The organism is Streptomyces sp. 63XJN7_1_ISO-PGPR-S23-121 (assembly GCF_056173025.1).
Genome location: NZ_CM149653.1, coordinates 5,324,557 through 5,350,801, shown reverse-complemented (window position 1 = coordinate 5,350,801; position 26,245 = coordinate 5,324,557). Strand labels below are relative to the sequence as shown.

The 26,245-nt window shown below is 74.2% G+C and carries 19 protein-coding genes; 14 read left to right on the top strand and 5 right to left on the bottom strand.

What is annotated here, in order from left to right; genetic code table 11:
- Positions 1–32: 32 nt before the first annotated feature.
- Positions 33–1,844 (bottom strand): P-loop NTPase family protein, encoded by a 1,812-nt coding sequence (locus tag AC0VYN_RS23730; protein WP_475532615.1) that lies wholly within the window; start codon positions 1,842–1,844, stop codon positions 33–35.
- 49 nt (positions 1,845–1,893) lie between these two features.
- A complete protein-coding gene (locus AC0VYN_RS23725; RefSeq protein ID WP_161166034.1) occupies positions 1,894–2,088 on the bottom strand; it encodes a hypothetical protein in 195 nt (64 codons plus the stop codon).
- A gap of 312 nt (positions 2,089–2,400) precedes the next feature.
- Between AC0VYN_RS23725 and AC0VYN_RS23720 the strand changes: the two genes are divergently transcribed.
- Positions 2,401–2,793: an ankyrin repeat domain-containing protein gene (locus AC0VYN_RS23720; protein WP_475532614.1), complete on the top strand. Its 393-nt coding sequence runs from the start codon at positions 2,401–2,403 to the stop codon at positions 2,791–2,793.
- Positions 2,794–3,115: 322 nt separating this feature from the next.
- On the top strand, positions 3,116–4,534 hold the full coding sequence (locus AC0VYN_RS23715) for a HEAT repeat domain-containing protein (protein ID WP_475532613.1): 1,419 nt from the start codon (positions 3,116–3,118) through the stop codon (positions 4,532–4,534).
- A gap of 174 nt (positions 4,535–4,708) precedes the next feature.
- Here AC0VYN_RS23715 and AC0VYN_RS23710 read toward each other — a convergent pair whose 3' ends face one another.
- A complete protein-coding gene (locus tag AC0VYN_RS23710; RefSeq protein WP_475532612.1) occupies positions 4,709–5,515 on the bottom strand; it encodes a putative hydro-lyase in 807 nt (268 codons plus the stop codon).
- 37 nt (positions 5,516–5,552) lie between these two features.
- Between AC0VYN_RS23710 and AC0VYN_RS23705 the strand changes: the two genes are divergently transcribed.
- From AC0VYN_RS23705 to AC0VYN_RS23690, 4 genes are all read left to right on the top strand, one after another.
- Positions 5,553–6,260: a GntR family transcriptional regulator gene (locus tag AC0VYN_RS23705; RefSeq protein ID WP_475532611.1), complete on the top strand. Its 708-nt coding sequence runs from the start codon at positions 5,553–5,555 to the stop codon at positions 6,258–6,260.
- 91 nt (positions 6,261–6,351) lie between these two features.
- Positions 6,352–7,878, top strand: a complete 1,527-nt coding sequence (locus AC0VYN_RS23700) for a hypothetical protein (protein ID WP_475532610.1) — start codon at positions 6,352–6,354, stop codon at positions 7,876–7,878.
- 127 nt (positions 7,879–8,005) lie between these two features.
- Positions 8,006–8,890, top strand: a complete 885-nt coding sequence (locus AC0VYN_RS23695) for a hypothetical protein (protein ID WP_475532609.1) — start codon at positions 8,006–8,008, stop codon at positions 8,888–8,890.
- A 73-nt stretch (positions 8,891–8,963) separates the two neighbouring features.
- Positions 8,964–13,628: a hypothetical protein gene (locus tag AC0VYN_RS23690; protein ID WP_475532608.1), complete on the top strand. Its 4,665-nt coding sequence runs from the start codon at positions 8,964–8,966 to the stop codon at positions 13,626–13,628.
- A gap of 83 nt (positions 13,629–13,711) precedes the next feature.
- Here the strand turns inward: AC0VYN_RS23690 and AC0VYN_RS23685 are convergent, their stop codons facing one another.
- Positions 13,712–14,263 carry a hypothetical protein gene (locus AC0VYN_RS23685; RefSeq protein WP_475532607.1) on the bottom strand — a complete coding sequence of 184 codons (552 nt, stop codon included), beginning with the start codon at positions 14,261–14,263 and terminating at the stop codon, positions 13,712–13,714.
- 421 nt (positions 14,264–14,684) lie between these two features.
- On the opposite strand from AC0VYN_RS23685, the gene AC0VYN_RS23680 reads away from it, so the two are divergent.
- The 6 genes from AC0VYN_RS23680 to AC0VYN_RS23655 all read left to right on the top strand — a co-directional run bounded on the left by AC0VYN_RS23680 (position 14,685) and on the right by AC0VYN_RS23655 (position 20,627).
- Positions 14,685–17,597, top strand: coding sequence for a sensor histidine kinase (locus AC0VYN_RS23680; RefSeq protein ID WP_475532606.1), 2,913 nt, complete (start codon positions 14,685–14,687; stop codon positions 17,595–17,597).
- Entirely contained in the window at positions 17,594–18,028 is a 435-nt protein-coding gene (locus tag AC0VYN_RS23675) for a roadblock/LC7 domain-containing protein (RefSeq protein ID WP_385457750.1), read from the top strand. The genes AC0VYN_RS23680 and AC0VYN_RS23675 overlap by 4 nt, the downstream gene beginning before the upstream one ends.
- 10 nt (positions 18,029–18,038) lie before the next feature.
- Positions 18,039–18,434 carry a DUF742 domain-containing protein gene (locus tag AC0VYN_RS23670; protein ID WP_385457749.1) on the top strand — a complete coding sequence of 132 codons (396 nt, stop codon included), beginning with the start codon at positions 18,039–18,041 and terminating at the stop codon, positions 18,432–18,434.
- Between the two features lie 56 nt (positions 18,435–18,490).
- On the top strand, positions 18,491–19,096 hold the full coding sequence (locus tag AC0VYN_RS23665) for a GTP-binding protein (RefSeq protein WP_475532605.1): 606 nt from the start codon (positions 18,491–18,493) through the stop codon (positions 19,094–19,096).
- 137 nt (positions 19,097–19,233) lie between these two features.
- Entirely contained in the window at positions 19,234–20,043 is an 810-nt protein-coding gene (locus AC0VYN_RS23660) for a M15 family metallopeptidase (RefSeq protein WP_475532604.1), read from the top strand.
- Positions 20,044–20,090: 47 nt separating this feature from the next.
- Entirely contained in the window at positions 20,091–20,627 is a 537-nt protein-coding gene (locus tag AC0VYN_RS23655; protein WP_385457743.1) for an NUDIX domain-containing protein, read from the top strand.
- Here AC0VYN_RS23655 and AC0VYN_RS23650 read toward each other — a convergent pair.
- Positions 20,618–22,999: a glycoside hydrolase family 31 protein gene (locus tag AC0VYN_RS23650; RefSeq protein WP_475532603.1), complete on the bottom strand. Its 2,382-nt coding sequence runs from the start codon at positions 22,997–22,999 to the stop codon at positions 20,618–20,620. The genes AC0VYN_RS23655 and AC0VYN_RS23650 overlap by 10 nt on opposite strands.
- A gap of 213 nt (positions 23,000–23,212) precedes the next feature.
- Between AC0VYN_RS23650 and AC0VYN_RS23645 the strand changes: the two genes are divergently transcribed.
- Positions 23,213–25,180, top strand: coding sequence for an acetoacetate--CoA ligase (locus tag AC0VYN_RS23645; protein WP_475532602.1), 1,968 nt, complete (start codon positions 23,213–23,215; stop codon positions 25,178–25,180).
- Positions 25,181–25,302: 122 nt separating this feature from the next.
- The gene (locus AC0VYN_RS23640) at positions 25,303–26,193 is read left to right on the top strand and encodes a hypothetical protein (protein WP_475532601.1); all 891 of its coding nucleotides are present in this window, start codon (positions 25,303–25,305) and stop codon (positions 26,191–26,193) included.
- Positions 26,194–26,245 lie beyond the last annotated feature (52 nt).

Sequence of the window (26,245 nt, the reverse complement as noted above, 5' to 3'; positions counted from 1 at the left end):
GGGGCGGTGCCTCGCGGCCGGGCCCGCGTGGGTCAGGTCGTCTCCGCGGCGACCTTGGCGGGAGCCGCTTCCGCCGCGACCGGTCCGGTCGGCGCCGGCCCGGCGATGTCCCTCTCCGGCGCGGGGGCGTCGGTGACGGTCCCGGGCTCCTCGGCCGTGTCCGCGGGCCGTTCCCCGGAGGCCGCCTTCGTCCCGGTGCCGGCGGACTCGGCCGCGATCCTCGCCGTCCCCTGGGTGGTGGCGGTCCGCGTCCCGGCCGGGACGCCCTCCGTCTTGATCAGGATCGTGTGCGGCATTGCCTTCGCCGGCACCGCCGCCTGTTCACCGTCGGCGGGCGTCGTGCGCGGCGGCAGCAGCTCCAGGACCGCCTGCCGGTGCGCGTCGCTCGTGGCGTCGTCGTAGGGATCCGGCGTGGCCGGCACCTGGAGCCGGTGCACCGGGCCCGAGCCGAGGCGGGCGTAGCCGCGGCCGGGCGGCACCTGGTCGACGGGCGTGGTGTGCGGGGCGGCGCCCAGCGCGGTCGTCAGTTCGCCGGCCGTGGCCGGACCGAGTACCACCCGCGCGCGTGTGTGCTGCCGCACGGCGTCGCAGAGGGCGTCCAGTGCGTCCAGCTGCTCGGCGACGACCACCGTCACGTTCGCCGCCCGGCCGTGCCGCAGCGGGACCTGGAGCAGGGACTGGGGGTCCCGGCGGCCGTCCGCGGCGGCGAGGTGCGTGAACGCGCTGGGCCGGTCCACGAGGACCCACAGGGGCCGCCGGGTGTCGTCGGGGGGCGGCTCGCCCTCCTGCCGGGCCCGGTTGAGGGAGATCAGCCGGCGCTCCGTCTCGTGGGCGGCCCACTCGAGGCTGGTCAGGGCTCCGGCGAGGCCGCACTCGACGGCCAGGACGCCGTCGCGCCCGGTCAGACAGGCGTACTCGCCGGTGCCGCCGCCGTCCACGACGACCAGGTCGCCGTGGTGCAGCGCCTGGAGGGCGATCGAGCGCAGCAGGGTGGACGTGCCGGTGCCGGGCCGGCCCAGGACGAGCAGATGCGGCTCGGTGGAGCGGATGCCCGTGCGCCAGACGACCGGCGGCACGTCCCGCTGCTCCTCGCCGTGGGTGAGCGGAAGGGTGCGCTGCACCCGGGTCGGGTCGGTGAAGCCCAGGACCGTCTCGCCCGGTGTCGTGACGAACCGCTGCACGGCGATGTCCGTGGGCAGCGGCGCGAGGACGGCGACCGTGAGGTGGTTGGCCTCCTCGTCCCACGTGTAGTGGTACTCCCGGCCCCGGCCGGCCTTGGCGGTGAGCAGGTGCTCGATCCGCGCCCGGGACGCCGCCTCCCCGTCCGTGAAGTACGCCGGGTAGCGGATCACCAGCTCGGCGACCCGGCCGGCGTCGTCGAACTCGTGGGCCGGGAAGGCCTTCTCCCAGTCACCGCCGTGGACGTACAGCGGATCGGGGTCCTCGGCGAGCGAGAAGTAGGGGACCAGGGCCTCGTAGAGCGACTTGAGACGCTGGATCTGCGCGTCGTCGGGACTCTGCGGCCCCGGCGGCGTGCGGTCCCTGCCGTGCCACGCCGCCGCCGCCATCAGGACGGCGGCGGCGAGCAGCGGGCCGTACGGTGCCAGGACCACGACCAGGACCACGGAGGCCACCAGGAACAGCAGCGCACCGCGCCGGTCCCTGGGGGTCTCGGTCCATCTGCGCCGGGCGGCCGAGGCCAGCCGGCGCAGACCGCGGGCGATCGTGATGAGCGGCTGGAGGACGTCCGTGGCGCCGTCGGCCGCCGTCCGGGCCAGCTCCCGGCTCCGGGCGAGCTGTGCGCCGCCGTTGCTCAGAATGCGGGGGAGGGGCCGCCGGGCCACTGCTGCCTCCTGGGAGTCCGTACGTGCGGGTTGCGGGCGATCCGGGCCGTCAGAACTTGATTCCGCCGAGCAGGCCCGCCAGGCTCTCGCCGCCGGCCCTGATGCTCGGGGCGATGGCGGTACTCGCGAGGTAGAAGCCGAACAGGACCGCGACCAGCGCGTGCGAGGCCTTGAGGCCGTCCTTGCGGAAGAAGATGAAGACGACGATGCCGAGCAGGACCACGCCTGAGATCGAGAGGATCATGTGAGTTCTCCTGGTTCGCGGGGACAGTCACCATGAGTACTTCCAGGCTCACAGGATGTATCCATACTATTAAAGGTGCAAATGGAGGAATCTTCATAAAATTGCCCCGTGTGGCGCAGCGGTCCCCGCCCCGGCCGGACGCAGGGGTTGCGCCTGTCCGGGTCCGTGACGATCTTTGCCTCGGGCGCGTCCGCTCATGTGCGGCACGAGCCAGTACCCTGGCGATTCACTCGTACGGCCGCACCGCTCGCGGCCGTGCGCACACGCAGTCCCCGACGTTCGTACGTCCGTGAGTGAGAGGTGGTCCGGCCGATGAGTGAAGCCCCCGACCCGGAGGTCGTGGAGCTGGCGACCAAGATCTTCGATCTGGCCCGGCAGGGGCGGACCGAGGAGCTGGTGGCCTACGTGGACGCCGGCGTCCCGGCCGACCTCACCAACGACCGGGGCGACTCCCTCGTCATGCTCGCCGCGTACCACGGCCACGCCGGCACCGTGCGCGCGCTGCTGACCCGCGGCGCCGACGCGGACCGGGTCAACGACCGGGGCCAGACCCCGCTCGCCGGTGCCGCCTTCAAGGGGGAGACGGACGTGACCAGGGCGCTCCTCGAGGCCGGCGCGGATCCGTCCGCGGGCACTCCGTCGGCGGTCGACACGGCGCGGATGTTCGCCCGGACCGAGCTGCTCGAGCTGTTCGGAGTGGCGTGAACCACCTCTGATCCACTCCTGGCCCGACGCGCTGACCAGGGAAAATATGATAAACGGGGGAGGCGGTACGAGGCCGCCGAAATTTCGGTCGCGGCAGATGTGACCGCCGGGTCATCATGACGACGTGGTTCACGGACGCGATGGCTGGGCAGGTAGTGCCGCACCGCGCGGGCCGTGACGCGGCCCGCCTGGGCCACCGACGAGAGGCAGAGGAACATGGTTCACGGCAAGCAAGAGACGGCGGGCGCTCCGACGTGTTGTCACGCGGCCAGGTAACGCGTGGTTCCCGGTTGCGTCGACGCTTGATGTGAGGCTGTTTCCCATGTTCGATCCGGTCATAGCGCCCAGCGGTACCCTGCTCGGCCTGCTGCAGCGGGGTCGAGGCGACGGCACGCTGCACGCGCTCACCGCCCCGCGCGCCGAGGCGCTCGCGGCGCTCAACCACTGCGTGCTGCGCGACCCCCGCCACGACTGGCAGGTGGAGAACCGCTCCCTCTACTACGCCCGCCTCTACCTCGACCTGAACGGCGAGCTGGACGCGATCGAGACCCACCTCTTCGACCCGGAGGACGTCCTCGACTCCGACGAGTCGCGCACCGGGCTGGCCCTCGCGGTCCTCGGCCACCTCGCCTCCTACAGCAGGCTCGACGCGCTCCACCTGCTGCGCCGGTACGCCGCCCACGGCGTCAACTGGGCCTGGGCCCTGGACGAGCTGGCGCTGCGCGACGACGACGCGGGACTGCGGGCCCTCGCCGCGCCCGTGCTGGCCCGCTTCCCGCGAGATCCCGAGGGCGACGCGGAGCTGGCCGCCGCCGTGCGCGACGCCTTCGAGCCCAGGCCCTGGCGGCTGTGGGCGGAGGATCCGCGCGAATCGATCGCCACGCGCGTGCGTGCCGCCCACGAGACGGGCTGCTTCGACCGATGGCAGCGGCAGATGAGCCCCGGCGGGCCGCGCCCCGGCTGGAGCGTCGGGGCCGTGTTCGAGTGGGCCCAGCAGGGCGTCGAGCGCGGCGCCGCGCTCCACGTGCCCGCCGCCCGCTGCCTCACCGCGGTCGCGGGTCCGGACGACCGGGCCGAGATCGTCGAAGCCGCGCGGTCCGGCACCGAGGGCGCCCGCTGCACGGCCCTGCGCTATCTCGCCGACTGCGACGATCCCGAGGTCCTCGGTCTGATCGAGGCCGCGGTCGTCACCGGCCCGGCGCCCGTCGTCGAGGCCGCCGTCGCCGCCTACGAACGCATGCGAGGTCCCGCCGCGGTCGACCGGGCGCGCGGCTGGGTCCACCGGCCCGACGCCCTGGGCGCCGCCGCCGGACGCGTGCTCGCCTGCCGGGGAGGGGCGCAGGACAGCGAGCTCGTCCTCGCCGCGCTGCGGGAGGCGGTACGGGGCGAGGGCCCCGACGCGCCGACCCTGTGGACCCTCGTGGACGGCACCGGTCGGCTGGGCATCGCCTGCGCCGCCCCCGTGCTGCGCCACATCTACCGCGAGACCGCCTCCTCCCACCTGCGCGGCCGCGCCGCCCGAGCGCTGGCCGCCACCGACCCGTCCTTCGCCGCCGGCTTCGCCGTCGAGTGCCTGTGGGACTGCGAGGAGACGACCCGGGAACTGGCCGCCCGGTACGCCGAGACCGGCGACAACCGCGTCGTCGAACGGCTGCGCCGGCTCGCCGCCGACCCGGCCGAGGAGGACGAGGTGCAGACGGCGGTGCGCAGCCGCTTCAACCCGGACGCGCCCGCCGTGTGAAGGGCCCGTTCCGCCCGGCCCGTTCCGGATCCGCCTGCCGTGTGTCCCGCGGCCGCCCGGCCCGGAGCCGCCCGTCGCGCGGGGGGTGAGGCGTCGCGCGGTCCCCGTCGACGCGCGCCGTCCGGTGCACGGCGGTGGGTGTGTCGCCGGCTGGCTGCGTGTCCGGCACGGATGTCAGACCACGCGGTACTGCTCGTCGCGGGCGTCGGTGTGGAACATCTGCCCCGGGGCGTGGGTGATGGCGAAGGGCGGACGCGAGGCCGTCACCGCGGCCTGCGGAGTGACCCCGCAGGCCCAGAACACCGGGATGTCGTCCGGCGCGGTGTCCACCGGATCGCCGAAGTCGGGCCGGCCCAGGTTCTCGATGCCGAGTGCCGAGGGATCGCCGCAGTGCACCGGGCTGCCGTGCACGGCCGGGAGCAGGCCGGTCTCGTGGATCGCCGCCGACAGGTGCGCGGGCGGCGCCGGGCGCATGGAGACCACCATCGGGCCGTGCAGCCGCCCGGCCGGACGGCACTGGCGGCCGGTCACGTACCTCGGCACGTTGCGGCCCTGCTCGACATGGCGGATCGGCACGCCCGCCGAGGCCAGCGCCGACTCGAAGGTGAAGCTGCAGCCGAGCAGGAACGACACCAGGTCGTCCCGCCAGTGCGCGCGCACGTCCGTGGGCTCCTCCAGCAGTTCGCCGTTCCGCCACACCCGGTAGCGCGGCAGGTCGGTGCGCAGGTCGGCCCCGTCGGCGAGAACGGTGGTCCTCCAGCTCCCGGCGTCCGTGACGTCCAGCACCGGGCACGGCTTCGGGTTGCGCGTGCAGAACAGCAGCATGTCGTACGCCCAGTCGGCGGGCACCGAGATCAGGTTGGCCTGGGTGTGGCCGGCCGCGACTCCGGCGGTGGGGCCGGCCAGCGCGTTCCGGAAGGGGCACCGCGGGGATATCTGACGGCACCGTAGGGGATCGTTCAACGATCCCTCAATACCCATGTTGTTTCGTGCAGGTATCTGCGATTGAATTCCGGTCATGGCAGAGCAGTTGACGGGACTGGCCGGCGACCGCGCCCTCCTCGGACGGACCAGCACCGCGGAGCGGGTCTCGGACATCCTCAGGAGCCGCATCGCGGACGGCTACTTCCCGCCCGGGACACGTTTGTCCGAGGACAGCATCGGCGGCGCCCTCGGCGTCTCCCGCAACACCCTGCGCGAGGCGTTCCGCCTGCTCACCCACGAACGCCTGCTCGTCCACGAGCTGAACCGCGGCGTCTTCGTCCGGGTCCTGACCGTCGAGGACGTCGAGGACATCTACCGCACCCGCGGCCTGGTCGAGTGCGCCGTCGTCCGCGGCCTCGGAGAGCCGCCGTACGCCCTCGACGGGGTCGCCACGGCCGTCGAGGACGGGCGCCGGGCGGCCGTCGAAGGTGACTGGAAAGGTGTGGGTACGGCCAACATCCACTTCCACCGGGAACTGGTCGCCCTCGCCGGCAGCGAACGCACGGACGAGCTGATGCGCAGCGTCTTCGCCGAACTGCGCCTCGCCTTCCACGTCGTGGACGACCCGCGGCGCCTGCACGAGCCGTACATCGCGCGGAACGCGGAGATACTGGAGGCGCTCCGCGCGGGGGACCGGGAGGGGACCGAGCGGCTGCTCGCCGGCTACCTCGAGAAGTCCCTGGAGCGGCTCGTGGACGTGTACCTGCGGCGGGTCGGCGACGACGGGGCCGCACCGGCCTGAGGGGCGGCGGGGGCCCGGCGACGGCGGTGCCGGCGGCGGTGGTTCTGCGCCGTTTGGGTTGTTGTCGGAGCGAGGACCTAGTCTGTGCACCGTGACTTCGCCTGCATCGACGGACAGCGTTCCGCCCCAGCTCAGCGCGGGGCCGCGCCCTGCCCCGGGCCCGGCCGCCGACGAGGGACTGGCGCGGCGGCTGCGCGCGCTCGCCTGCACGGCGCCGCTGCACGACCTCGACGCGCGCAAGGCCAACCTCGCCGGCGAGTACTCGGTGTACGGCATGGCGGAGGTCGCCCTCGCCGCCATCGACCTCGTCACCCTGAACATGGACTTCGACACGGGCGCCGACCACGACCAGATAGTCGCCCGGCTCGTCCCGCGCGTCGCCGCCCAGGCCCCCTCGCGTCCGGCCGCCGAGCACGAGCGGGTGGCCCGCTGGGTCCTGGAGAACCTGATCAACGTCGGCAGCGTCGACCGTGGCTTCCGCGCCGTGTACGGCACCTTCGAGCCGGACGGCACCTATGTGCGGCGCGACTACGACTTCAAGCTGCTGGAGGAGGTCCCCGGCCCCGGCGGCACCGTCTATCTGCGCACCACCGACGAAGCGGTCAACGTCCTGGTCGGCGCCCTGGACACCGACGTCACCAGCGCCCAGATCGCCGCCGAGGTCAAGCTGGAGGTGCTGATCAGCCGCGGCAGGCTCGCGGACGCCCAGCTCGCCGCCGAGCAGGCCCGGTACCGGACCGTGCAGTACTCGGAGACCCTGCGCAAGGCCCTGGACGCCACCCGGCGCAACGTCCGCGCGGTCGACTGGCTGAACACCGTGCCGGACATGATCACCGAGGCCCTGGACCACGTCGCCGACCGGTACCGCCACGAGAACGCGATCCTCACCAACATCCGCAAGGCCCGCGACGAGTCCGAGGAGCCCGAGCACAAGCGCCGCGCCGCCGAGCTCGTCGACATCGTCAAGGACTGCATCCGCCGCCACACCCAGCTCCAGTCCCGGCTGCTGGAGGCCGGCCCGCTCTTCCGCGCCGAGCAGGACCGGCAGGCCTTCGCCACCCCCCTGACGACCTCGGGCCTCGACCTGTACGGGCACCTCCTCGCCCCCGTCCTGCCGCTGCCCCTGGAGCAGGCGCTGCGCGCGACCGACGCCTTCTTCGCGCACGGCACCGGTCTGCGCACACCCGTCTCCGTGCGGGTCGGCGACCTCGTCGACATCCTGCTGACCCCGCCGGTGGAGCGGGAACACCTCGGCGCCGAGATGCCGGAGCCCGACCTGATCGCCACCCCGGACGACAGCCGCTTCAGCGAGGAGCAGCTGGCCTCCGCCATGGAACTGCTCGACGTGCCGCACGACGCCCCGCGCCGGCTGTCCGGGCTGCTGGCCGACGCCCGCGCGCAGGACCCCGAGCTGCCCTACCTCGTCGCCCTGCTGGCCGTGCACGCGGCCAGCCCACCGGTCGGCACCGCCTACCGGCAGGGCGAGCCCAAGCTGCTGTTCGCCGTGGACGACGGCACCGAACTGGACGATCCCGAGTTCGGCGGCGCCGACCTCATCGTCGGCACGGCGCTGCTGGACGCGGCCGGGATGGCGGCGGACCGGACGGAGGCGGCATGACGGCCCCCCGGCACCGGCCGCACCCCCGCGAGCCGCACCACCGCCCGTACCGGTCACGCCACCGCGTGACGCAGCCGCACCCCCGCGATCACCAGCCGCACCACCGCGACCACGAGGAGCACCGACCGTGACCGAGCACGTCGACCGGAGCGAACCGGTGGAGGCGGGAGCCGCACCGGCCACCGCGGCCGTCACGCCCGCCGACGCCGCCGACGCGGCGCGGCTCGTGGCCTTCGGTCTCCAGCCCAAGCTGCTCCCCGCCCGCGACCAGGAGTACGCCGACCTGCTGCGCCGGTACCGCGAGGATCCGCCCTTCGCGCGCCTCGCCGACGCCGTGGCCACCGGCCTCGGCCTGGTCGTCCTGGAGGTGTCCCCGCGCGCGGGCATGGCCGTGACGGCCGCCGAGGACTCGGTGTTCGCCGTCCGCATGGGCGACTACGCGCGCCGCGCCGCCACCGACTCCGGCGACCGCTTCCTGCACGGCCTCGCCCACCTCGCCGTCGCCGCCATGGCCTACCCGCGCCCCGATGACCTCGCCGACGACGGCTACATCGGCCGCGTCACCGTCAACGGCGTGGACGCCTTCGTCCGCCAGGCCTGCCGGCGCCTGGAGGAGCGCGCGGAGCAGCAGGGCGAGAACACCGACCCGGCCACCGACGCCCCCGGCCTGGAGGCGGCCTGGCGGATCTGGGCCAGGCGCAGCGCCACCGGCGCCACCAAGGACGCGCGCAGACTCCCCGGTTCCACCACCGGCATCGTCGGCAAGGCCGCCGCGTTCCTCACCGAGTCGGGCTTCCTCCAGCGCACCGGCGACGACAACGGCGGCACCTACCGCACGACCGCCCGCTACCAGCTCCAGGTGCGGGACATGGCGGGCAGCGCCGCGATGGCCGAGCTGCTGGAGCTCGGTGTCGTCCCGGTCACCGACGGCACGGCGACCCTGCTGCCCGCGGACGACACGGAAGACCTGGAGCTGGTCGCCGACGCGGGACTGCCGTTCCACTCGTCCTGACCCTGCTCCCAGACGCCCGCCCCACCACGCCACCGAACGTCCCCGACTTCACGAAGACTTACGAGAGTCCGCTATGTACGAGCTGTCCCGGGTCCGCCTCTACTCCATCGGACCCGCCGGTGCGCGCTACGCCGACACCGTGCTTGACCTGCGCGGTGTCGGCGAGCCCGTGCCCCGCCCCGCGCCCGCTCAGGCGGAGTTCTTCGAGGAGGAGCCCGTCGGCCCGCCGCGCCGTCCCGCGCCCGCGGGCGTGCTGTTCCTGGAGAACGGCGGCGGCAAGTCCGTCCTGCTCAAGCTGATCTTCTCCGTGATGCTGCCGGGCCACCGCAACACCCTGGGCGGCGCCAGCTCCGGCGTGCTGCGCAAGTTCCTGCTCGCCGACGACTGCGGCCACGTGGCGCTGGAGTGGCAGCACGTGCAGACCGGCGAGTGCGTCGTCGTCGGCAAGGTCAGCGAGTGGCGGGGACGCCAGGTCTCCAACGACCCGCGGAAGTTCGCCGAGGCCTGGTACTCGTTCCGGCCCGGCCCCGGACTCACCCTGGACAACCTGCCCGTCGCCGAGGCCACCTCCGTCCGCCCGCCCGTCGAGGGCGTCTCCGGCGCCCAGGGACGGCGGCGCACCATGAAGGGCTTCCGGGACGCGCTCACCGATGCCGGAAAGGCCTACCCGTACCTGGAAGTGCACTGGGAGGAGACCCACGACCGCTGGATCGAGCACCTCGGCGACCTGGGTCTCGACCCCGAACTCTTCCGCTACCAGCGCGAGATGAACGCCGACGAGGGCGAGGCGGCCGGCCTGTTCGCGGTCAAGAAGGACGCCGACTTCACCGACCTGCTGCTGCGCGCCGTCACCGACACCCGCGACACCGACGGACTCGCCGACCTGGTCAGCGGCTTCGGCAACAAGCTGGGCCGCCGCGCCGAGCTGATGGCCGAACGCGACTTCACCGCCGGTTCCGTCGACCTCCTGGGACGGATCGTCGAGGCCGCCGAGGCCCGCACCCGCGCCCGGGACATCCACACCGGAGCCGAACGCCGCACCAGGGCCCTGGCCCGCCGGCTCTCGGCACGCGGCGGCCAGGAGCGGGCCAGGGCGGCCGACCTCGCCCAGCGGGTCACCGCCGCCGCCTACGCCGTCACGCACACCGAGTCGGCCCGCCACCGCAGCGGCCTCGTCGCGGCGGAACTCGCCTACCGGCACGCCTCCCTGGCACTGACCGCCGCCGAGAAGTCGGCCGCCGCGCAGAAGCGCGAACTCGCCGACGCGCGCACCCTGCACTCCGCATGGCAGGCCGCCGAGGCCGTCCTGCGCCACCGCGCCGCCGCCGACCGCGTCGCCCGCGTGTCCGCCGCCATCCAGGAGGCCGAGCGGGACGCGGCGCCCGCGCTCGCCGCCCGCGCCCGGGCCGCCGTCGACCTCGTCCGCGCCCTGCACGCGGCGGCCGGCAAGGCCGAGCACCAGGCCAACGAGGAGGAGGAGCGGTCCGCAGCCCTCCAGGACGTCGGCGACGCCGCCCACCGGGACTCCACCGCCGCCGCCACCGAGGCCCAGCGGGCCCGCAGCGAGGCCGGGCACCTGCGCCAGCGTCTGACCGAGGTCGAGCAGGAGACCGCCGAGGCGGTCCGCGCCGGCTGGCTCGACGACAGCGCCCCCGACGCCGATCCCGCCCGCGCCGCCCTCGAGGCCAGCGACGCGGAGAAGACGACGGTCGCCGCCTGGGACACCGCCCGCGAAGCCGCCCGCCGGGCCACCGAGCACGCGCGCGAGGCCGCCGCCGCCGAGACCCGCGCCGAGCTGACCGCCGCCCGCGCGGCCGACGCGGCCACCGCCGCCGAGCGCGCCCACGAGGCCGAACGCCGCACGGCCGGTGCCCTCGCCGCCGAGGACCGGCTCGCGGAGCTGCTCGGCCTGGCCGCCACGCCCCGCCCGGGCATCCCCCAGCCCCGGCAGGACGCGGACCACGACCGCCCCGCCGACCCGCCCCGGACATCCGGCGGCGCCCTGACCGCCGAGGAACTCGACCGCTTCGCCGACGAACTGCGCGAGCTGCTCGACGACACGGTCTCCTCCGCCGAGCGCCACCTGTTCGACCTGCGCACCGCCGCCGCCGACGACTCCCGCATCCTCGGCGCCCTCGGCGACGGCGGACTGCTGCCGGCCGGCCCCGACGTGCTGGCCACCGTGGAGTTCCTCGGAGAGCACGGCATCCCCGCCCTCCCCGGCTGGCGCTACCTGGCGCAGGCCGTCGACCCCGCCGACCACGCCCGCGTGCTGGCCGCCCGGCCCGAGCTGGTCGACGGCGTGATCATCACCGACCCGGACTCGCACACCCGTGCCCGGGACGTCCTCGGCGACGCGGCCCTGCTGCCGCGCTCCGCGGTCGCCGTCGGCACTGCCGCCGCCCTGCTCGCGCCCACCCCGGCCACCGAGTCCGGCGCCGAGGACGTCTTCCTCGTACCGCCCAACCCCGCCATGCACGACGAGCACGCCGCCGACGAGGAGCGCCAGGCCCTGCGCGCGCGGGCGGCGGAACGCGACGAGGAGATCCGCGCACTCGCCGCCCGGCTCGGCAAGGACCGTGAACTGGCGGCCCGGCTCGCCTCCTGGCGCTCCGGCTGCCCCGCCGGGCGCCTCGCCGAACTGGCGCGGACCGCCGAGGAGGCGCGCGCCTTCGCCGAGGAGACCGAGGCCGAGCTGACCGAGGCGCGCACCGTGCGGGCCGAGGCCGACGAGAATGCCGCCGAGGCCGTCCGGATGCGCGACGAACGCCAGGAGGCCGCGCAGAAGGCCCGCCGAGCGGCCGACGCCCTGGCGGGGCTCGCCTTCCGGCTGCGTGAGCGCGCCGGCTGGCAGGCCAGGCTCCGGGAGCTCGCCGACGAGGGCGCCGAGGCCGAGGCCCGCGCCCAGGTCTGCCTGGAGCGGGCCCGCGCCGCCGACGAGGACCGCCGCGCCGCCCAGCGCGCGGCCGACGACGCCCGTCGCACCGCCCGAGCCCTGCGCGCCGAGCGCGCCGAGATCGCGGGCGCCCCCGACGACGTGCCCGACGACGCACCCGGGAACGGCACGGACGCGCCGAAGGCTCTGCCGGACCTCCGCGAGGCCTATCGCGCCGCCTCCCAGGTGTACGAGAAGGTCGGCGTCGGCGCCGACCTGCGCGCCGAGCAGGCCCGCGCGGAGAGTGACGAGAGCGCGGCCCGCGCGGAGCTGGACCGGCTCAGCAACAAGGTCCGCACCCGGGCCGCGCAGTTGCTGGAGTCGCCCGACGGCTCCGACGGGCCCTCCCGGCAGGCCGCCGCCGCCCGCGCCGAAGAGCTGGTGCAGCTCCTGGAGACCCGCGTGTCGACCGCGAGCGAGCAGCTCGGCCGGCTGCGCGGCGAGGCCGAGCGGCACGCACCCGAGGACGGCGACGCCCACACCGAACTCCCCGAGGACCTGGTCCCGGCCGACGCCGAGCATGCCCAGGCCCTGCTGCGCACGGCCAGCGCGGAACTCGCCTCCCGCACCGAGGCCCTGGCCCAGGCCCGCGACGCCCACGCCCAGCTGCTCGACGCGCACCGCGCCGCCGAGGACGCGGCCGGCGGCTTCGACGAGATCGCCGCGATGCTCCGCGACCTGCTGCGCGATCCGGCGTCCGACGACGAGCCGCAGGACCACGACCCCTACCCGGGGAGCCTGGACGAGGCCCGGCAGTCCGCCGCCGAGGCCCGCCGGTCGCTGCGCGGCTGCGCCGCCGACCTGTCCGCCGCGGAGGCGGCCGTCCGTGAGGCGAGCGACGTCCTCGTCCGGCACGCCAACTCCACGCGCTACGAACAGGTCCGCACCCCGGCACGGCAGCAGATCCGCGAGCTGCCCGCCTCCGCGCTGCCCGAGCACGCGGGCAAGTGGGCGGACGCCTTCGCGCCCCGGCTGCGGGTCCTGACCGACGAGCTGGCCCAGCTGGAGCGCAACCGCGACTCGATCGTGGACCGGCTGCGCGGCCTGGTCGAGTCGGCCCTCGCCACCCTGCGCTCCGCCCAGCGGCTCTCCCGGCTGCCGGAGGGGCTCGGCGAGTGGTCCGGGCAGGAGTTCCTGCGCATCCGCTTCGAGGAGCCCGACCAGGCCACCCTCACCGAGCGGCTCGGCGAGGTCGTCGACGAGGCGACCAGGGCGGCCGTGCGGAAGAACTCCGACCTGCGCCGCGACGGCATGTCCCTGCTGCTGCGCGGCGTCGCCGCCGCCCTCCAGCCGAAGGGCGTCGCCGTCGAGATCCTCAAGCCCGACGCCGTCCTGCGGGCCGAGCGCGTCCCCGTCGGGCAGATGGGCGACGTCTTCTCCGGCGGCCAGCTGCTCACCGCGGCCATCGCCCTGTACTGCACGATGGCGGCGCTCCGCAGCAACGACCGGGGCCGCGACCGGCACCGGCACGCCGGCACCCTGTTCCTCGACAACCCCATCGGCCGCGCCAACGCCACGTATCTGCTGGAGCTCCAGCGGGCCGTCTCCGACGCGCTCGGCGTGCAGCTCCTCTACACCACCGGCCTGTTCGACACGACCGCCCTGGCCGAGTTCCCGCTGGTCATCCGGTTGCGCAACGACGCCGACCTCAGGGCCGGCCTGAAGTACATCAGCGTGGAGGAGCACCTGCGGCCGGGGCTGCCCCAGCGGGCCCCGGCCGGCGAGGCGGACGCGGTGCACAGCGAGATCACGGCGACCCGGATGTACAAGCGGCCCGCGCCCGCCCCCCAGTCACCCGCCTAGCCGCCCGCACACCGCGACCAGCAAAAAAAGAGGCACCGCCGGACACGGATGTCCGGCGGTGCCCTAGACCGGCACGCGGCCGCTCAGGGATGCGAAAGCTGTCCCGCGCCGCCGCGCCCGCGTATCCGCCCGAGGGCGCGCGCGGCGGTCCGTGCCTGCCGCCGCGCCCGGCGCCGTTCGCGCCGCATGGCCCGCGCGGTGCTGCTCGGCACCGACACGACACCGTGGCGCTGGTTCCAGACCTGACGCGTCACCCACACGTCGAGTACGCCCCACGTGGCCACCACCGTGCCGGCCACGCTGCTGATCACCATCGGGAACGCCAGCCAGGATCCGGCCATCGTGCACAGGAAGGCCACCATCGCCAGGATCAGCGTCACGGCCACGACGAGCACCGCGCGCACCGCGGCGGTACGCACCGGGTCCGGCAGCCGCCGTCGCCGAGCGGGCTCCTCCGTCCACAACTGCCGGTAGACCGGCTGCGGTTCCCGCCGGCCCTCCCGCTCCGGCCCCTCGACGGCGCGTCCGCGCGCCGGGATGTCGCGATCCGGTACCCCGGGACCCGATCCCGCCGCCGACGCGGCCGCCCCGGCGTCCTCCGGCGCCCTGCGCCGCTCCGCCGTGCCCATCACCATGTCACTCCCCACCGCCTGCCAACCGCTCGCCCGCGTCCGAAGACCCGGCTCCCCTCTGGCTGCCCGGCTTGCCTCGCTTTACGCCGCCCGGAGGCGGGATGCGGCTCCTGTGGCCGATTCCGCCCCGGTTTCCCTAGGGGAAGGACGAACCGCGGCCCGCCAGGATTCCCGGAAATGCCCCGTAGTCGAAAAGTTTCGGCCAACTCGCCCGCCGTGCCGCACCGGCATGCCCGCGCACCGCCCGCCGGAACCCGGGAGCAATCTCCCGCAATGACCGGACAACTCACCATCTCCCGCCGTCAGTGCGGAAGTTGGCCCTCCGGAAAGGTCTTCGAGTTCCCTGTGCGTCAGTAGTAGGCTCGCGCCGTTTGTTGACGCACATGTGTACCCCCTGCCGGTGGGGGTCCAGCTGGGGGAGTCCATGCGCTTTCGCGGGAAGTCGATCCGCCGGAAGATCGTGGCGCTGCTTCTCGTGCCGCTGGTGTCCCTGACGGCGATCTGGGCCTTCGCCACGGTGCTCACGGGTCGTGAGGCGGGCCGGCTGTTCAGCGTGTCGACCCTCGTCGAGCAGGTCGGCTACCCCGTCGAGGACACCGTGCGCGTCCTCCAGCAGGAACGCCGCCAGACCCTCGTCTACCTCGCCGACCCACGCGCCTCCGACGGCCTCGCCGCCCTGCGGCGCAGCCGCACCGCCACCGACGAGGCCGTCGCCGAGATCCGCCGCAACGCCGCCGACTCCGACGTGCGCGACGCGCTCGACGAGGCCGAGAAGGACCGCCTGACCGCGGTCCTGGACTCCTTCGACGGCATCGACCCCCTGCGCCGCAGCGTCGAGGACGGCACCGTCGACCGCGCGCAGGCGCTCGGCCTCTACAACCGCCTGGTCGACCCCTGCCACGCCCTGCTCGCCAACCTCCGCGTCGTCGACGACGTCGGCCTCTACAAGGAGTACCGGGCCCTCGTCAACGTCTCCCGCGCCCGCGAACTGCTCTCCCGGGAGGACGCCCTGCTCGGCTCCGCCCTGGTCACCGGCAGGCTCACCCGGAGCGAGACACGGGACGTCTCGGACCTCGTCGCGCAACGCATCGTGCTGTACGAGAGCAACCTCCCGCTGCTGCCCGCCACGGAGCGCGGCCGGTACGAGCGCTTCTGGAAGAACGCCTCCTCCGCCCCCCTGCGCGTCGCCGAGGAGGCGGCCGTCTCCACCGAGGACGGGACCCCCCGCGGGGTCAGCGCCGAGAGCTGGGACACCGCCGCCGGGAGCGTCCTCGACGAACTCGGCGACCTCGACGACCAGGCCGCCGACCGTTACCAGGACCGCGTCCGGCCGGTCGCGATGAACGTCATCACCAAGGCGGTCGTCGCCGGCGCGCTCGGACTGATCGCCGTGCTGTTCTCCCTCTTCCTGTCCGTCCGCGTCGGCCGCGCCCTCATCCGCGACCTCAGGCAGCTGCGCCTGGAGGCCCACGAGGCGTCCGGCGTCCGCCTGCCCGGCGTCATGCGCCGTCTCTCGGCGGGCGAGCAGGTCGACGTGGAGACCGAGGTGCCGCGCCTCGAGTACGACAGGAACGAGATCGGCGAGGTCGGCCAGGCGCTCAACACCCTCCAGCGCGCCGCCGTGGAGGCCGCCGTCAAGCAGGCCGAACTGCGGGCCGGGGTCTCCGAGGTGTTCGTCAACCTCGCCCGCCGCAGCCAGGTACTGCTGCACAAGCAGCTCACCCTGCTCGACACCATGGAACGCCGCACCGAGGACACCGAGGAACTCGCCGACCTCTTCCGCCTGGACCACCTGACCACCCGTATGCGCCGGCACGCGGAGGGCCTGGTCATCCTCTCCGGCGCCGCCCCCTCCCGGCAGTGGCGCAAGCCCGTCCAGCTCATGGACGTGGTGCGGGCCGCCGTCGCCGAGGTCGAGGACTACGAGCGCATCGAGGTCCGCCGGCTGCCCCGCATCGCCGTCACCGGGCCGGCCGTCGCCGACCTCACCCACCTGGTGGCCGAACTCCTGGAGAACGCCACGGTGTTCTCGCCTCCTCACACCGCCGTGCAGGTCCTCGGCGACCGGGTCGCCAACGGATTCACCCTGGAGATCCACGACCGCGGCCTCGGCATGACGGCCGAAGCGCTCCTCGACGCCAACCTCCGGCTCGCCGAGACCCCGGACTTCGAACTCTCCGACACCGACCGGCTCGGCCTGTTCGTCGTCAGCCGGCTGGCCCAGCGGCAGAACGTCCGGGTCTCCCTGCAACCCTCCCCGTACGGCGGCACCACCGCCGTCGTCTTCGTCCCCGACGCGCTGCTGACCGACGACGCGCCCGACACCAACGGCATCGGGTTCCGCCTCGACCGGCCGCAGCAGGCCAGGGAGAACGAGCGGGAGGCAAGCCGCCGTTCCGCCCTCGCCCACGTGCCCGCCCGGCTGCCGGGCCGCCCGGCCCCCCTGCTGGACGGACCGGTCGAACTGGAGGCGCCCGTCGACCTGGACGCCCTCGGCGACCTCCCCGGCGGGCTCGACGACGAGGACGGCGAGCGCGGCGGCCTCTTCCGCCCGCGGCGTTCCCTCGCCGCGGCCGACGACGACGCGGTGATCCGCCGCGGCGAACGGCGAGGCCAGGACGCCGAGGGGCCGCCGAGCCCGGACCGGTTCCCCGCGGCCCCGGAACCGCCCGGAAGCTCCGAGCGGCCGGACGGGCCGGCCCGGCCCGGTGCCCAGGGAGACCCGAACGCCCCGGTCCCGCTGCCCCGCCGACGGACCCCCAAGCTGGTCAGCTCGCACGGACGCCCCGTCCCCGAGCGCGGCTCACGCGACCGTGCGGACGACACGCCCCGGACCGACACCGGAGACCGGGCGGACCGTCCGGAACCCGACGCGCTGCCGTCCCTCCCGTCCCGCCGCCGCGGTACCCCCCGCGCGCAGGGCGGTCCCCCGGCGGACGGCGGACCCGCGCGGGACGGCGGCCCCGACCGGACGCCCGGCCCCCCCGCCCTCCCGAGCCGCATCCGGCCCGCCGAGCCCGTGTCCGGTGCCGCGGACGACGATTCCGGGCCGGGCATCGGCTCCGACGGCGGCGCGCTGCCCCGGCGCGTGCGGCAGGCCAACCTGGCCCCCCAGCTCAAGCGCGGAACCGGAAAGCCCGCCGAGGACCGGTCCGCCCCGGCCGACCGGGACGCCGAGGAGGTGCGCAGCCGCATGGCCTCGCTCCAGCGCGGCTGGCAGCGCGGTCGCCGGGAGAACGCCGCGGGCGACGCCCCGTCCGACGGCACACCACCACAGGCGTCACGACCACAGACGCCACAGGCACCACAACGAACGACTAAGGGGGACGGTCGATGACCGCACCGAAGGCGACCGACCACACGACGGCCGGGTCCGGGGAGCTCAACTGGCTCCTCGACGACCTGGTGGAGCGTGTCGCGAGCATCCGCAAGGCCGTGGTCCTGTCCGGCGACGGCCTGGCCACCGGGGCTTCCAAGGACCTGACCAGGGAGGACAGCGAGCACCTGGCGGCAGTGGCCTCCGGCTTCCACAGCCTCGCCAAGGGAGTGGGCCGCCACTTCGACGCGGGCAGCGTCCGGCAGACGGTCGTCGAACTCGACGACGCCTTCCTGTTCGTCACGGCCGCCGGCGACGGCAGCTGCCTCGCCGTCCTGTCGGACGCCGACTCCGACGTCGGCCAGGTCGCCTACGAGATGACCCTCCTCGTCAAGCGGGTCGGTGCGCACCTGGGCACCGCCCCGCGCACCGATCTGCCCTCGGGCGGGTAAGCGGGATGACATGAGCGCAGACGGTCAGGGAACAGACCACTGGTTCGACGACGAGGCCGGCCCCGTCGTCCGTCCGTACGCCATGACACGCGGCCGCACCAGCAGCACGGCCCAGCACCGCCTCGACCTCATCGCGGTGGTCGTCTCGGAACCGCACGCGGACGATCCGGAGGCGGACGTCACGCTCGCCCCGGAGCACGTGGACATCGTCGGGCTGTGCCGGGACACCCCGCAGTCGGTCGCCGAACTCGCCGCCGGACTCGACCTGCCCGTCGGCGTCGTACGCGTCTTGGTCGGGGACCTCGTCGACGCCGAACTCGTGCACGTCAACCGGCCGGTGCCCCCGGCCGAACTACCGGACGAGAACATCCTGCGCGACGTGATCAACGGCCTGCGAGCACTGTGAAAGCGGTCCCGCGGCACGCCGGAGCGGCCCGCGGGCACGGTAAGGAGAGGAAATCGATGATCTTCGGGCGTTCTCAGCGCGGCAGGCCGCCGGTCGAGCCCGTCACGCTGAAGATCCTCGTGGCCGGCGGCTTCGGCGTGGGCAAGACCACCCTCGTCGGCGCGGTCAGCGAGATCAGACCGCTGCGCACCGAGGAACTGCTCACCGAGGCCGGGCGGCCCGTGGACGACGTCAGCGGTGTGGAGGGCAAGCACACCACCACCGTGGCGATGGACTTCGGCCGGATCACGCTGCGCGAGGACCTGGTGCTGTACCTGTTCGGCACACCCGGACAGGAGCGGTTCTGGTTCATGTGGGACGAGCTGTCCGAGGGCGCCCTCGGCGCGGTGGTCCTCGCCGACACCCGCCGCCTGGAGGACTGCTTCGCCGCCGTCGACTACTTCGAGCGGCGCTCCATCCCCTTCCTCGTCGGCGTCAACTGTTTCGAGGGCTCGGCCCGTCACCCGGCCGAGACCGTCCGCCAGGCACTCGACCTCGACACCGAGGTACCGCTGGTGATGTGCGACGCCCGTGACAAGGAGTCGGTCAAGGAGGTCCTCGTGGGCGTCGTCCAGCACGCGATGGCCCAGGCGGCGGACCGGCGCCGGCCCGTCACCACCTGAGCCACGCCCACGCGTCCGACGGTCCGGCACCCGGCCCCACGCTTCGCGACCCCGCAGGGCGGGTCACGCGACGCGGGGGCCGGGTGATCGTCCGCCTGCTTCCCTCACGGAGCCCCCGCCTGATAGATGCAGGGGACATGACACGACTCTCCACCGCCGTACGCGGACTGGTCACCACCGTCGCCGCCCTGCTCGCCGTGACCACCGCCCCCGCCACCGCCCAGGCCGCTCCCGAACCCGGGGCGCCCGAGGACTTCGTGGCGCTGAAAAGCGTCGACCCCACGATCATCCAGGAGATGCGCTACGCCACCCCGCACAACTTCGTCGGCGAGCGCATCGACGGCTACCGCCAGCCGCTGTGCATCCTCACCCGCCCCGCGGCCGAGGCCCTCCACCGCGCCCAGACCCGTCTGCTGAGCCAGGGCTACTCCCTCAAGGTGTACGACTGCTACCGCCCGCAACGCGCCGTCGACCACTTCGTCCGGTGGGCCGAGGACCTCGGCGACCAGAGGATGAAGCCCGAGTTCTACCCGAACGTCGACAAGACCCGCCTGTTCGACGACGGTTACATCGCGGAGAAGTCCGGCCACAGCCGCGGCTCGACCATGGACCTCACCCTCGTGGAACTCCCGGCCAGGCCCACTCGCCCGTACCACCCCGGGCAGCCGCTGGTGCCCTGCTTCGCACCCCGGGACGAGCGCTTCCCCGACAACTCCGTCGACATGGGCACCGGCTTCGACTGCTTCGACACCCTCTCCCACACCCTCGACCCCCGCGTCAGCGGCATCCAGCGCGCCAACCGGCTGCTGCTCAAGAACACGCTGGAGGACGCCGGCCTCGTCAACCTCCCCGAGGAGTGGTGGCACTTCACCTACAAGCCCGAACCCCACCCGGACACCTACTTCGACTTCCCGGTCTCCGCGAAGTCACTGTCCGGCCGCCACTGAGCCGCCCGCCGGAGCCGCCCCGTCCGTGATCGGATACAGTCCGCCGCGTGTCCGAAACCGAAACCTCCGTTCCCAACTCCGCGCCGGACTCCCACTGTTCGCGCTGCGGAACGCCCTACGGAGAGGGCGTCTCCGGCTGGCCCCGCACCTGCCCGGCCTGCGGCACCACGGCCTACCGCAACCCGCTGCCGGTGGCGGTCGCCCTCCAGCCCGTGTACGACACCAAGGGCACCGCCCTGGTCGTCATCACCCGCACCGTGCCCCCCGCCCTCGGGGGAGTCGCCCTGCCGGGCGGCTACATCGACGACCGGGAGGACTGGCGGCAGGCCGTCGTCCGCGAGCTCGAGGAGGAGACGGGCATCCACGCGGCGAGCCGCGACGTACGGCTCGCCGACGCCATGAGCTCGCCCGACGGCCATCTGCTGCTCTTCGGACTCCTCCCGGAGCGGCCCGCCGAGGACCTCCCGCCGTTCACCGCCACCGACGAGACCGGGGACCGGCGTCTCCTGCGCCGGGCCGAGGAGCTCGCCTTCCCCCTCCACACCCGGGCCGTGCGGGCCTGGTTCGAAGGCCGCTACATCTGAGCCGGGCGCTCCGCCAGCCCGCGGACGCGCACCGGCCGGGACGGCGCACCCGCGCCGTCCTCACCCTCCCGCTCCACCACCACCCGCCGGCCCTCCCAGCGGACGGCGTACCGCTCGGTCGCCGGTTCCTCCAAGCCGTCCCCGGCGTGCGGCACGACCAGCCCGCCCCCGGCCCGGCCCGGAGCGGGCGCCCACACCTCCAGCTCGAGCCGCCCGTCCTCCCCGCGCACGGGAACGACCGCCCCCGCGCGCGCGAACACCGGAATCCGGCCCGGCGGAGCATCCACGAGCACCTGCGCCGGCCCCTCGTACGCCCGCTCCGTCACCGTGTCGTACCAGCGCCCCCGCGGCAGCCGCACCGCCCGCCCGTCCGCGCCGGGGTCCAGCACCGGCGCCACCAGCAGGCAGTCGCCCAGCAGAAACGCGTCCTCGCAGTCCCGCAGGGCCCGCTCCTCGGGCGCCGACCACCACAGCGGCCGCACATAGGGCGCACCCGTACGCCGGGCCAGATGCGCCAGCGTCACGAAGTACGGCAACAGCCGCCGCCGTTCCACCAGCACTCCGCGCGCGTGCTCCAGCACCTCGGCGCCGAACTCCCACGGCTCGCGGAACTCCGCCCGCGCACCCGCGTAGGTACGGAACAGCGGCAGATACGCCGCCAGTTGCAACCACCGCAAGTACAGCTCGGGCGACGGGCCATCCCCGGGGCCGCCCACGTCGGGCCCCGAGTACGGCACCCCGCACAGTCCGAGCCCCAGCACCAGCGCCAGCGACGCCCGCAGCCCCGGCCAGCCCGCTGCCGCCTCCCCGGACCAGGCGCCGCCGTACCGCTGCATCCCGGCCCAGCCCGAGCGCGCGAGGACGAACGGCCGCTCCTCGGGCACCAGCGCCCGCAGGCCGTCGTACCCGGCCCTGGCCATGCACAGCGCGTACACGTTGTGCCCCTCGCGATGATCGCCGCCGCGCCCCTCCAGCCGGTGCCGGGCCGACCGGGGCAGCGTCGGATCCCCGAACGCCGCGAACGACACCGGCTCGTCCCGCTGGTGCCAGAACCCGGCGAACCCCCGCTCCAGCCGCTCCGCGCACAACCCGCCCCACCACGCCCGCACGCGCGCGTCCGTGAAGTCCGGGAACACCACGTCCCCGGGACTCCCCACCCCCCGCACCACCGGTCCGTCGGCTCCCCGTACGAACACGTCCGCGTCCGTCCCGCCGTCGTACGCCGCATGCCCCGGCACGGCCGGGACCCCGGGATCGACGACCGACACCAGCCGGATCCCGTCCCGCCGCAGTTCCTCGGCGAGGACCGGCAGCTTGGGGAACCGCTCCTCGTCGAGGGTGAAGTTCCGACGGGCGTCGAGGTGATCGACGTCCAGGTGAACGGCGTCGACCGGCAGTTCACGCTCCTGGTAGCCGGCGACGACCCGCCGCAACTCCTGCTCATCGCCGAACTCGCGCCGTCCGTGATGGTGGCCGAGCGCCCACGCGGGCGGCACCGCCGGAGCGCCGGTCAGCGAGGCCCAGGCGAGCAGCACGCGCGCGGGGGTCCCCACCATCACCCAGCAGCGCAACGGCCCCCCGTCCATCCGCAGCACGCTCCGGCCCGGCCGGTCGTGCCCCGACCCGGCACCCTCCTCGCCCTCCCGCAGGGTCACCGAGCCGTCCCACGCGTTGTCGTGGAACACCAGGTGCGTCCCCGCGTCGGCCACCACCAGCTGCACCGGCATCGTGACCGACGCCGGGGCGTCCAGCGCGGCGGACCGCGCCCGGCCGGGACCCCCGTTCCACAGCCGGTACACGCCGTCGCGCAACCGCGGCCCCGAGGCCCGCCCGCCGAGCCCGAAGAACCGGGCGTCCGCCGTCACCTCCGACCGCTGCGTCCAGCGCGCGGGACCTCCGTCCACCGGCTCCCACCACCGGGGCGGCAGCTCACGGCGCAGGACCACGCCCCCCGGAGTACGCACCTCCACCGCGCCGTGCCGCGACACGGCCACCGTCACCCGCTCGGCCACCACCCGTCGGCCGCCGTCCTTGTCCGGCTCCAGCACCGCCCGCCGATCCGGCTCCGGACAGTGGCCCGCCAGCGCGTACGACGGCTCCGGCGCCGCCCCGTCCCAGCCCCAGAACACCGACCCGTTCACGGCGACGAGGATCCGCAGCTCCGAACGGCCGAACCGGATCACACCACCCCCGGGCCCGGCCTCCACCTCCCGCATCGCCCCCGGCACCCGCGCCCGCTCCGCCCCGCGCGGCGGCAGCCCCGCGGCGTCCGCACGCCGCCTGCGCCACGCCGCCCGTACGGTACGCAATCCCTGCGCCGGCCCCGCGGAACCGAACGTCTTCATCGAACGCACCAGGTCACGACCGTCCATGCTGCTCACCCTGCCACCGACCGCCCTCGTCACGGGCCGCGTTCAACTGCCGTTCACCCGTGACAGGACCACATCTTCCCGACACCGACTATGTGCGGCGCACCCTGGTGCGGAAGTCGATCACATGGCATCGTCCCTGTCAGCCGCGTCACGCGCACACCCCAGCCCGTGCGCGGAGGACGCACACGACGCGCACAGTCCGGGAGCCGCCCCATGTCGACCATGAACCCCCAGCCGCTCTGGCAGCCAGATCCGCAGCGCATCGCCCAGGCACGGATCACCAGGTTCCAGTCCTGGGCGGCCGAGCACCACGGCGCCCCCGCCGAGGGCGGTTACGCCGCCCTGCACCGCTGGTCCGTCGACGAGCTGGACACCTTCTGGAAAGCCGTCACGGAGTGGTTCGACGTACGCTTCTCGACCCCTTGCACGCGCGTGCTGGCCGACCGCTCGATGCCCGGCGCGCAGTGGTTCCCCGGCGCCACCCTGAACTACGCCGAGCACGCCCTGCGCGCCGCGGCCACCCGCGCGGACGAACCGGCCCTGCTGTACGTCGACGAGACCCACGAGGCGACCCCCGTCACCTGGTCGGAGCTGCGCCGACAGGTCGGCGCCCTCGCCGCCGAACTGCGCGCCCTCGGCGTCCGCCCCGGCGACCGCGTCAGCGGCTACCTCCCGAACATCCCCCAGGCCGTCACCGCCCTCCTCGCCACCGCCGCCGTGGGCGCCGTCTGGACCTCCTGCGCCCCCGACTTCGGCGCCCGCAGCGTCCTGGACCGCTTCCAGCAGGTCGAACCCGTCGTCCTCTTCACCGTCGACGGCTACCGCTACGGCGGCAAGGAACACGACCGCCGCGACACCGTCGCCGAACTGCGCCGCGAACTGCCCACCCTGCGCGCCGTGGTCCACATCCCGCTCCTCGGCACCGACACCCCCGAGGGCGCCCTCGCATGGGACGCCCTCACGGCCGCGGACACCGACCCGGTCTTCGAGCAGGTGCCCTTCGACCACCCCCTGTGGGTGCTCTACTCCTCCGGCACCACCGGCCTGCCCAAGGCCATCGTCCAGTCCCAGGGCGGCATCCTGGTCGAACACCTCAAACAGCTCGGCCTGCACTGCGACCTGGGCCCCGAGGACCGCTTCTTCTGGTACACGTCGACCGGCTGGATGATGTGGAACTTCCTCGTCTCCGGCCTGCTCACCGGCACCACGATCGTCCTCTACGACGGCAGCCCCGGCTTCCCCGCCACGGACGCCCAGTGGCGCATCGCGGAACGCACCGGCGCCACCCTCTTCGGCACCTCCGCCGCCTACGTCATGGCCTGCCGCAAGGCCGACATCCATCCGGGCCGCGACCTGGACCTCTCCAGTGTCCAGTGCGTCGCCACCACCGGCTCCCCGCTGCCGCCCGACGGCTTCCGCTGGCTGCACGACGAGGTGCGCGAGGACCTGTGGATCGCCTCCGTCAGCGGCGGCACCGACGTCTGCTCATGCTTCGCGGGCGCCGTCCCCACCCTCCCCGTGCACATCGGCGAACTCCAGGCCCCCGGCCTGGGCACCGACCTCCAGTCCTGGGACCCCAACGGCGAACCCCTCACCGACGAGGTCGGCGAACTCGTCGTCACCAACCCCATGCCGTCGATGCCGGTCCGTTTCTGGAACGACCCCGACGGCAGCCGCTACCACGACAGCTACTTCGACACCTACCCCGGCGTCTGGCGGCACGGCGACTGGATCACCCTCACCTCCCGCGGCTCCGTCGTCATCCACGGCCGCTCCGACTCCACCCTCAACCGGCAGGGCGTCCGCATGGGCTCCGCCGACATCTACGAGGCCGTCGAACGGCTCCCCGAGATCCGGGAGTCCCTCGTCATCGGCGTCGAACAGCCCGACGGCGGGTACTGGATGCCGCTCTTCGTGCACCTGGCCCCCGGAGCCGTCCTCGACGACACCCTGCGGACCAGCATCAAGCGCACCATCCGCGAACAGCTCTCCCCACGCCACGTCCCCGACGAGATCGTCGAGGTCCCCGGCATCCCGCACACCCTCACCGGAAAGCGCATCGAGGTCCCCGTCAAACGCCTCCTCCAGGGCACCCCACTCGAGAAGGCCGTCAACCCCGGCTCCATCGACAACCTCGACCTGCTCCACTTCTACGAGGACCTCGCCCGCAAACGCACCTGACCGGGCCCGCACCGGGCCGGCCGCCCGCACGACGGCGGCCGGCCCGAGCCCGCCCGGCCCCCGTTGTCAGTGCCGCCGGTTACGGTGAGTGAGCATTGATCGACTGCGCACAGGGGGAAAACATGGCGCACACCGACCAGACGATGCGACGCGTCCTGCGCCGCGAAATCGCCGGCACCTTCGGACTGCTCACCGACGAGCACGACTTCCGCGCCATGCGGCGCTACCGCAGCTTCACCTTCGACGACCACGCCGCCTACCTCAGCCAGGTGGAGGCGGTGCTCAGGACACGAGCATCCCAGGGCACCCACACCACCGTCGCCCTCTTCGACCCCGAGGACTACGCCGAGTTCTGCGCGACGACCGGCCTCGATCCCGACCTCCCCGCCACCCGCACCAGGTTCACCGCCGAACTCGCCGCCCACGGCCCCACCGTCCCCTACGACGGACAGCCCCTCGCCGACCTCGTCCCCACCCTCGTCGACGAAGCCGTCCGCCAGGCCACCTGGGAGTACGCCTCCACCCTGCTGGCCCGCCTCGGCACCTGCGCCACCTGCGGCGAGGACCTCGGCCGCGCCGCGTTCGCCCGCGCCTCCCGCCTCCTGACGCGCATCGTGGAGACCGCCCCGGCGGGCCACCGGCACCTGGTCTGCAGCGTCTCCACCGCACCGGAAGCCCTCACCACCGTCCTCCACGCCGACGACGACACCGAGGGCGCCCCACGACTGGATGAGGCCGACGCCCTGGAGTTCACCGCCGTCCTGGCCCTCGGCCTCGCCACCCACACCCCCGGCGGCCTCGTCATGCGGACCACATCCCCCGGCAGCCCCGACCGCATCTACGGCTGGCGGCTGCGCGGGTACGGCCTCGTCCCCCTCACCGCCGGCGAGGTCTTCGACGCCTACTGCACCGACGTCGAGTCCGGAGACCTGATCTCCCCGGAGTCCAACGTCGACTACTGCGCGCCACCCGACCTCGGAGACGACGCCGCAGCGCCGGGACACCGCCACTGAAACGTGAGGGGCGCCCCACCCGAAGGCGGAGCGCCCCTCACCACAGCCACGG

Bases quoted from the DNA above. Each gene is read 5' to 3' on its own strand.
- AC0VYN_RS23660 (WP_475532604.1), top strand. From the start codon at position 19,234: ATGACACGACTCTCCACCGCCGTACGCGGACTGGTCACCACCGTCGCC.
- AC0VYN_RS23720 (WP_475532614.1), top strand. From the start codon at position 2,401: ATGAGTGAAGCCCCCGACCCGGAGGTCGTGGAGCTGGCGACCAAGATC.
- AC0VYN_RS23680 (WP_475532606.1), top strand. From the start codon at position 14,685: ATGCGCTTTCGCGGGAAGTCGATCCGCCGGAAGATCGTGGCGCTGCTT.
- AC0VYN_RS23675 (WP_385457750.1), top strand. From the start codon at position 17,594: ATGACCGCACCGAAGGCGACCGACCACACGACGGCCGGGTCCGGGGAG.
- AC0VYN_RS23645 (WP_475532602.1), top strand. From the start codon at position 23,213: ATGTCGACCATGAACCCCCAGCCGCTCTGGCAGCCAGATCCGCAGCGC.
- AC0VYN_RS23715 (WP_475532613.1), top strand. From the start codon at position 3,116: ATGTTCGATCCGGTCATAGCGCCCAGCGGTACCCTGCTCGGCCTGCTG.
- AC0VYN_RS23665 (WP_475532605.1), top strand. From the start codon at position 18,491: ATGATCTTCGGGCGTTCTCAGCGCGGCAGGCCGCCGGTCGAGCCCGTC.
- AC0VYN_RS23670 (WP_385457749.1), top strand. From the start codon at position 18,039: ATGAGCGCAGACGGTCAGGGAACAGACCACTGGTTCGACGACGAGGCC.
- AC0VYN_RS23640 (WP_475532601.1), top strand. From the start codon at position 25,303: ATGGCGCACACCGACCAGACGATGCGACGCGTCCTGCGCCGCGAAATC.
- AC0VYN_RS23725 (WP_161166034.1), bottom strand. From the start codon at position 2,088: ATGATCCTCTCGATCTCAGGCGTGGTCCTGCTCGGCATCGTCGTCTTC.
- AC0VYN_RS23710 (WP_475532612.1), bottom strand. From the start codon at position 5,515: ATGGGTATTGAGGGATCGTTGAACGATCCCCTACGGTGCCGTCAGATA.
- AC0VYN_RS23650 (WP_475532603.1), bottom strand. From the start codon at position 22,999: ATGGACGGTCGTGACCTGGTGCGTTCGATGAAGACGTTCGGTTCCGCG.
- AC0VYN_RS23690 (WP_475532608.1), top strand. From the start codon at position 8,964: ATGTACGAGCTGTCCCGGGTCCGCCTCTACTCCATCGGACCCGCCGGT.
- AC0VYN_RS23705 (WP_475532611.1), top strand. From the start codon at position 5,553: ATGGCAGAGCAGTTGACGGGACTGGCCGGCGACCGCGCCCTCCTCGGA.
- AC0VYN_RS23685 (WP_475532607.1), bottom strand. From the start codon at position 14,263: ATGGTGATGGGCACGGCGGAGCGGCGCAGGGCGCCGGAGGACGCCGGG.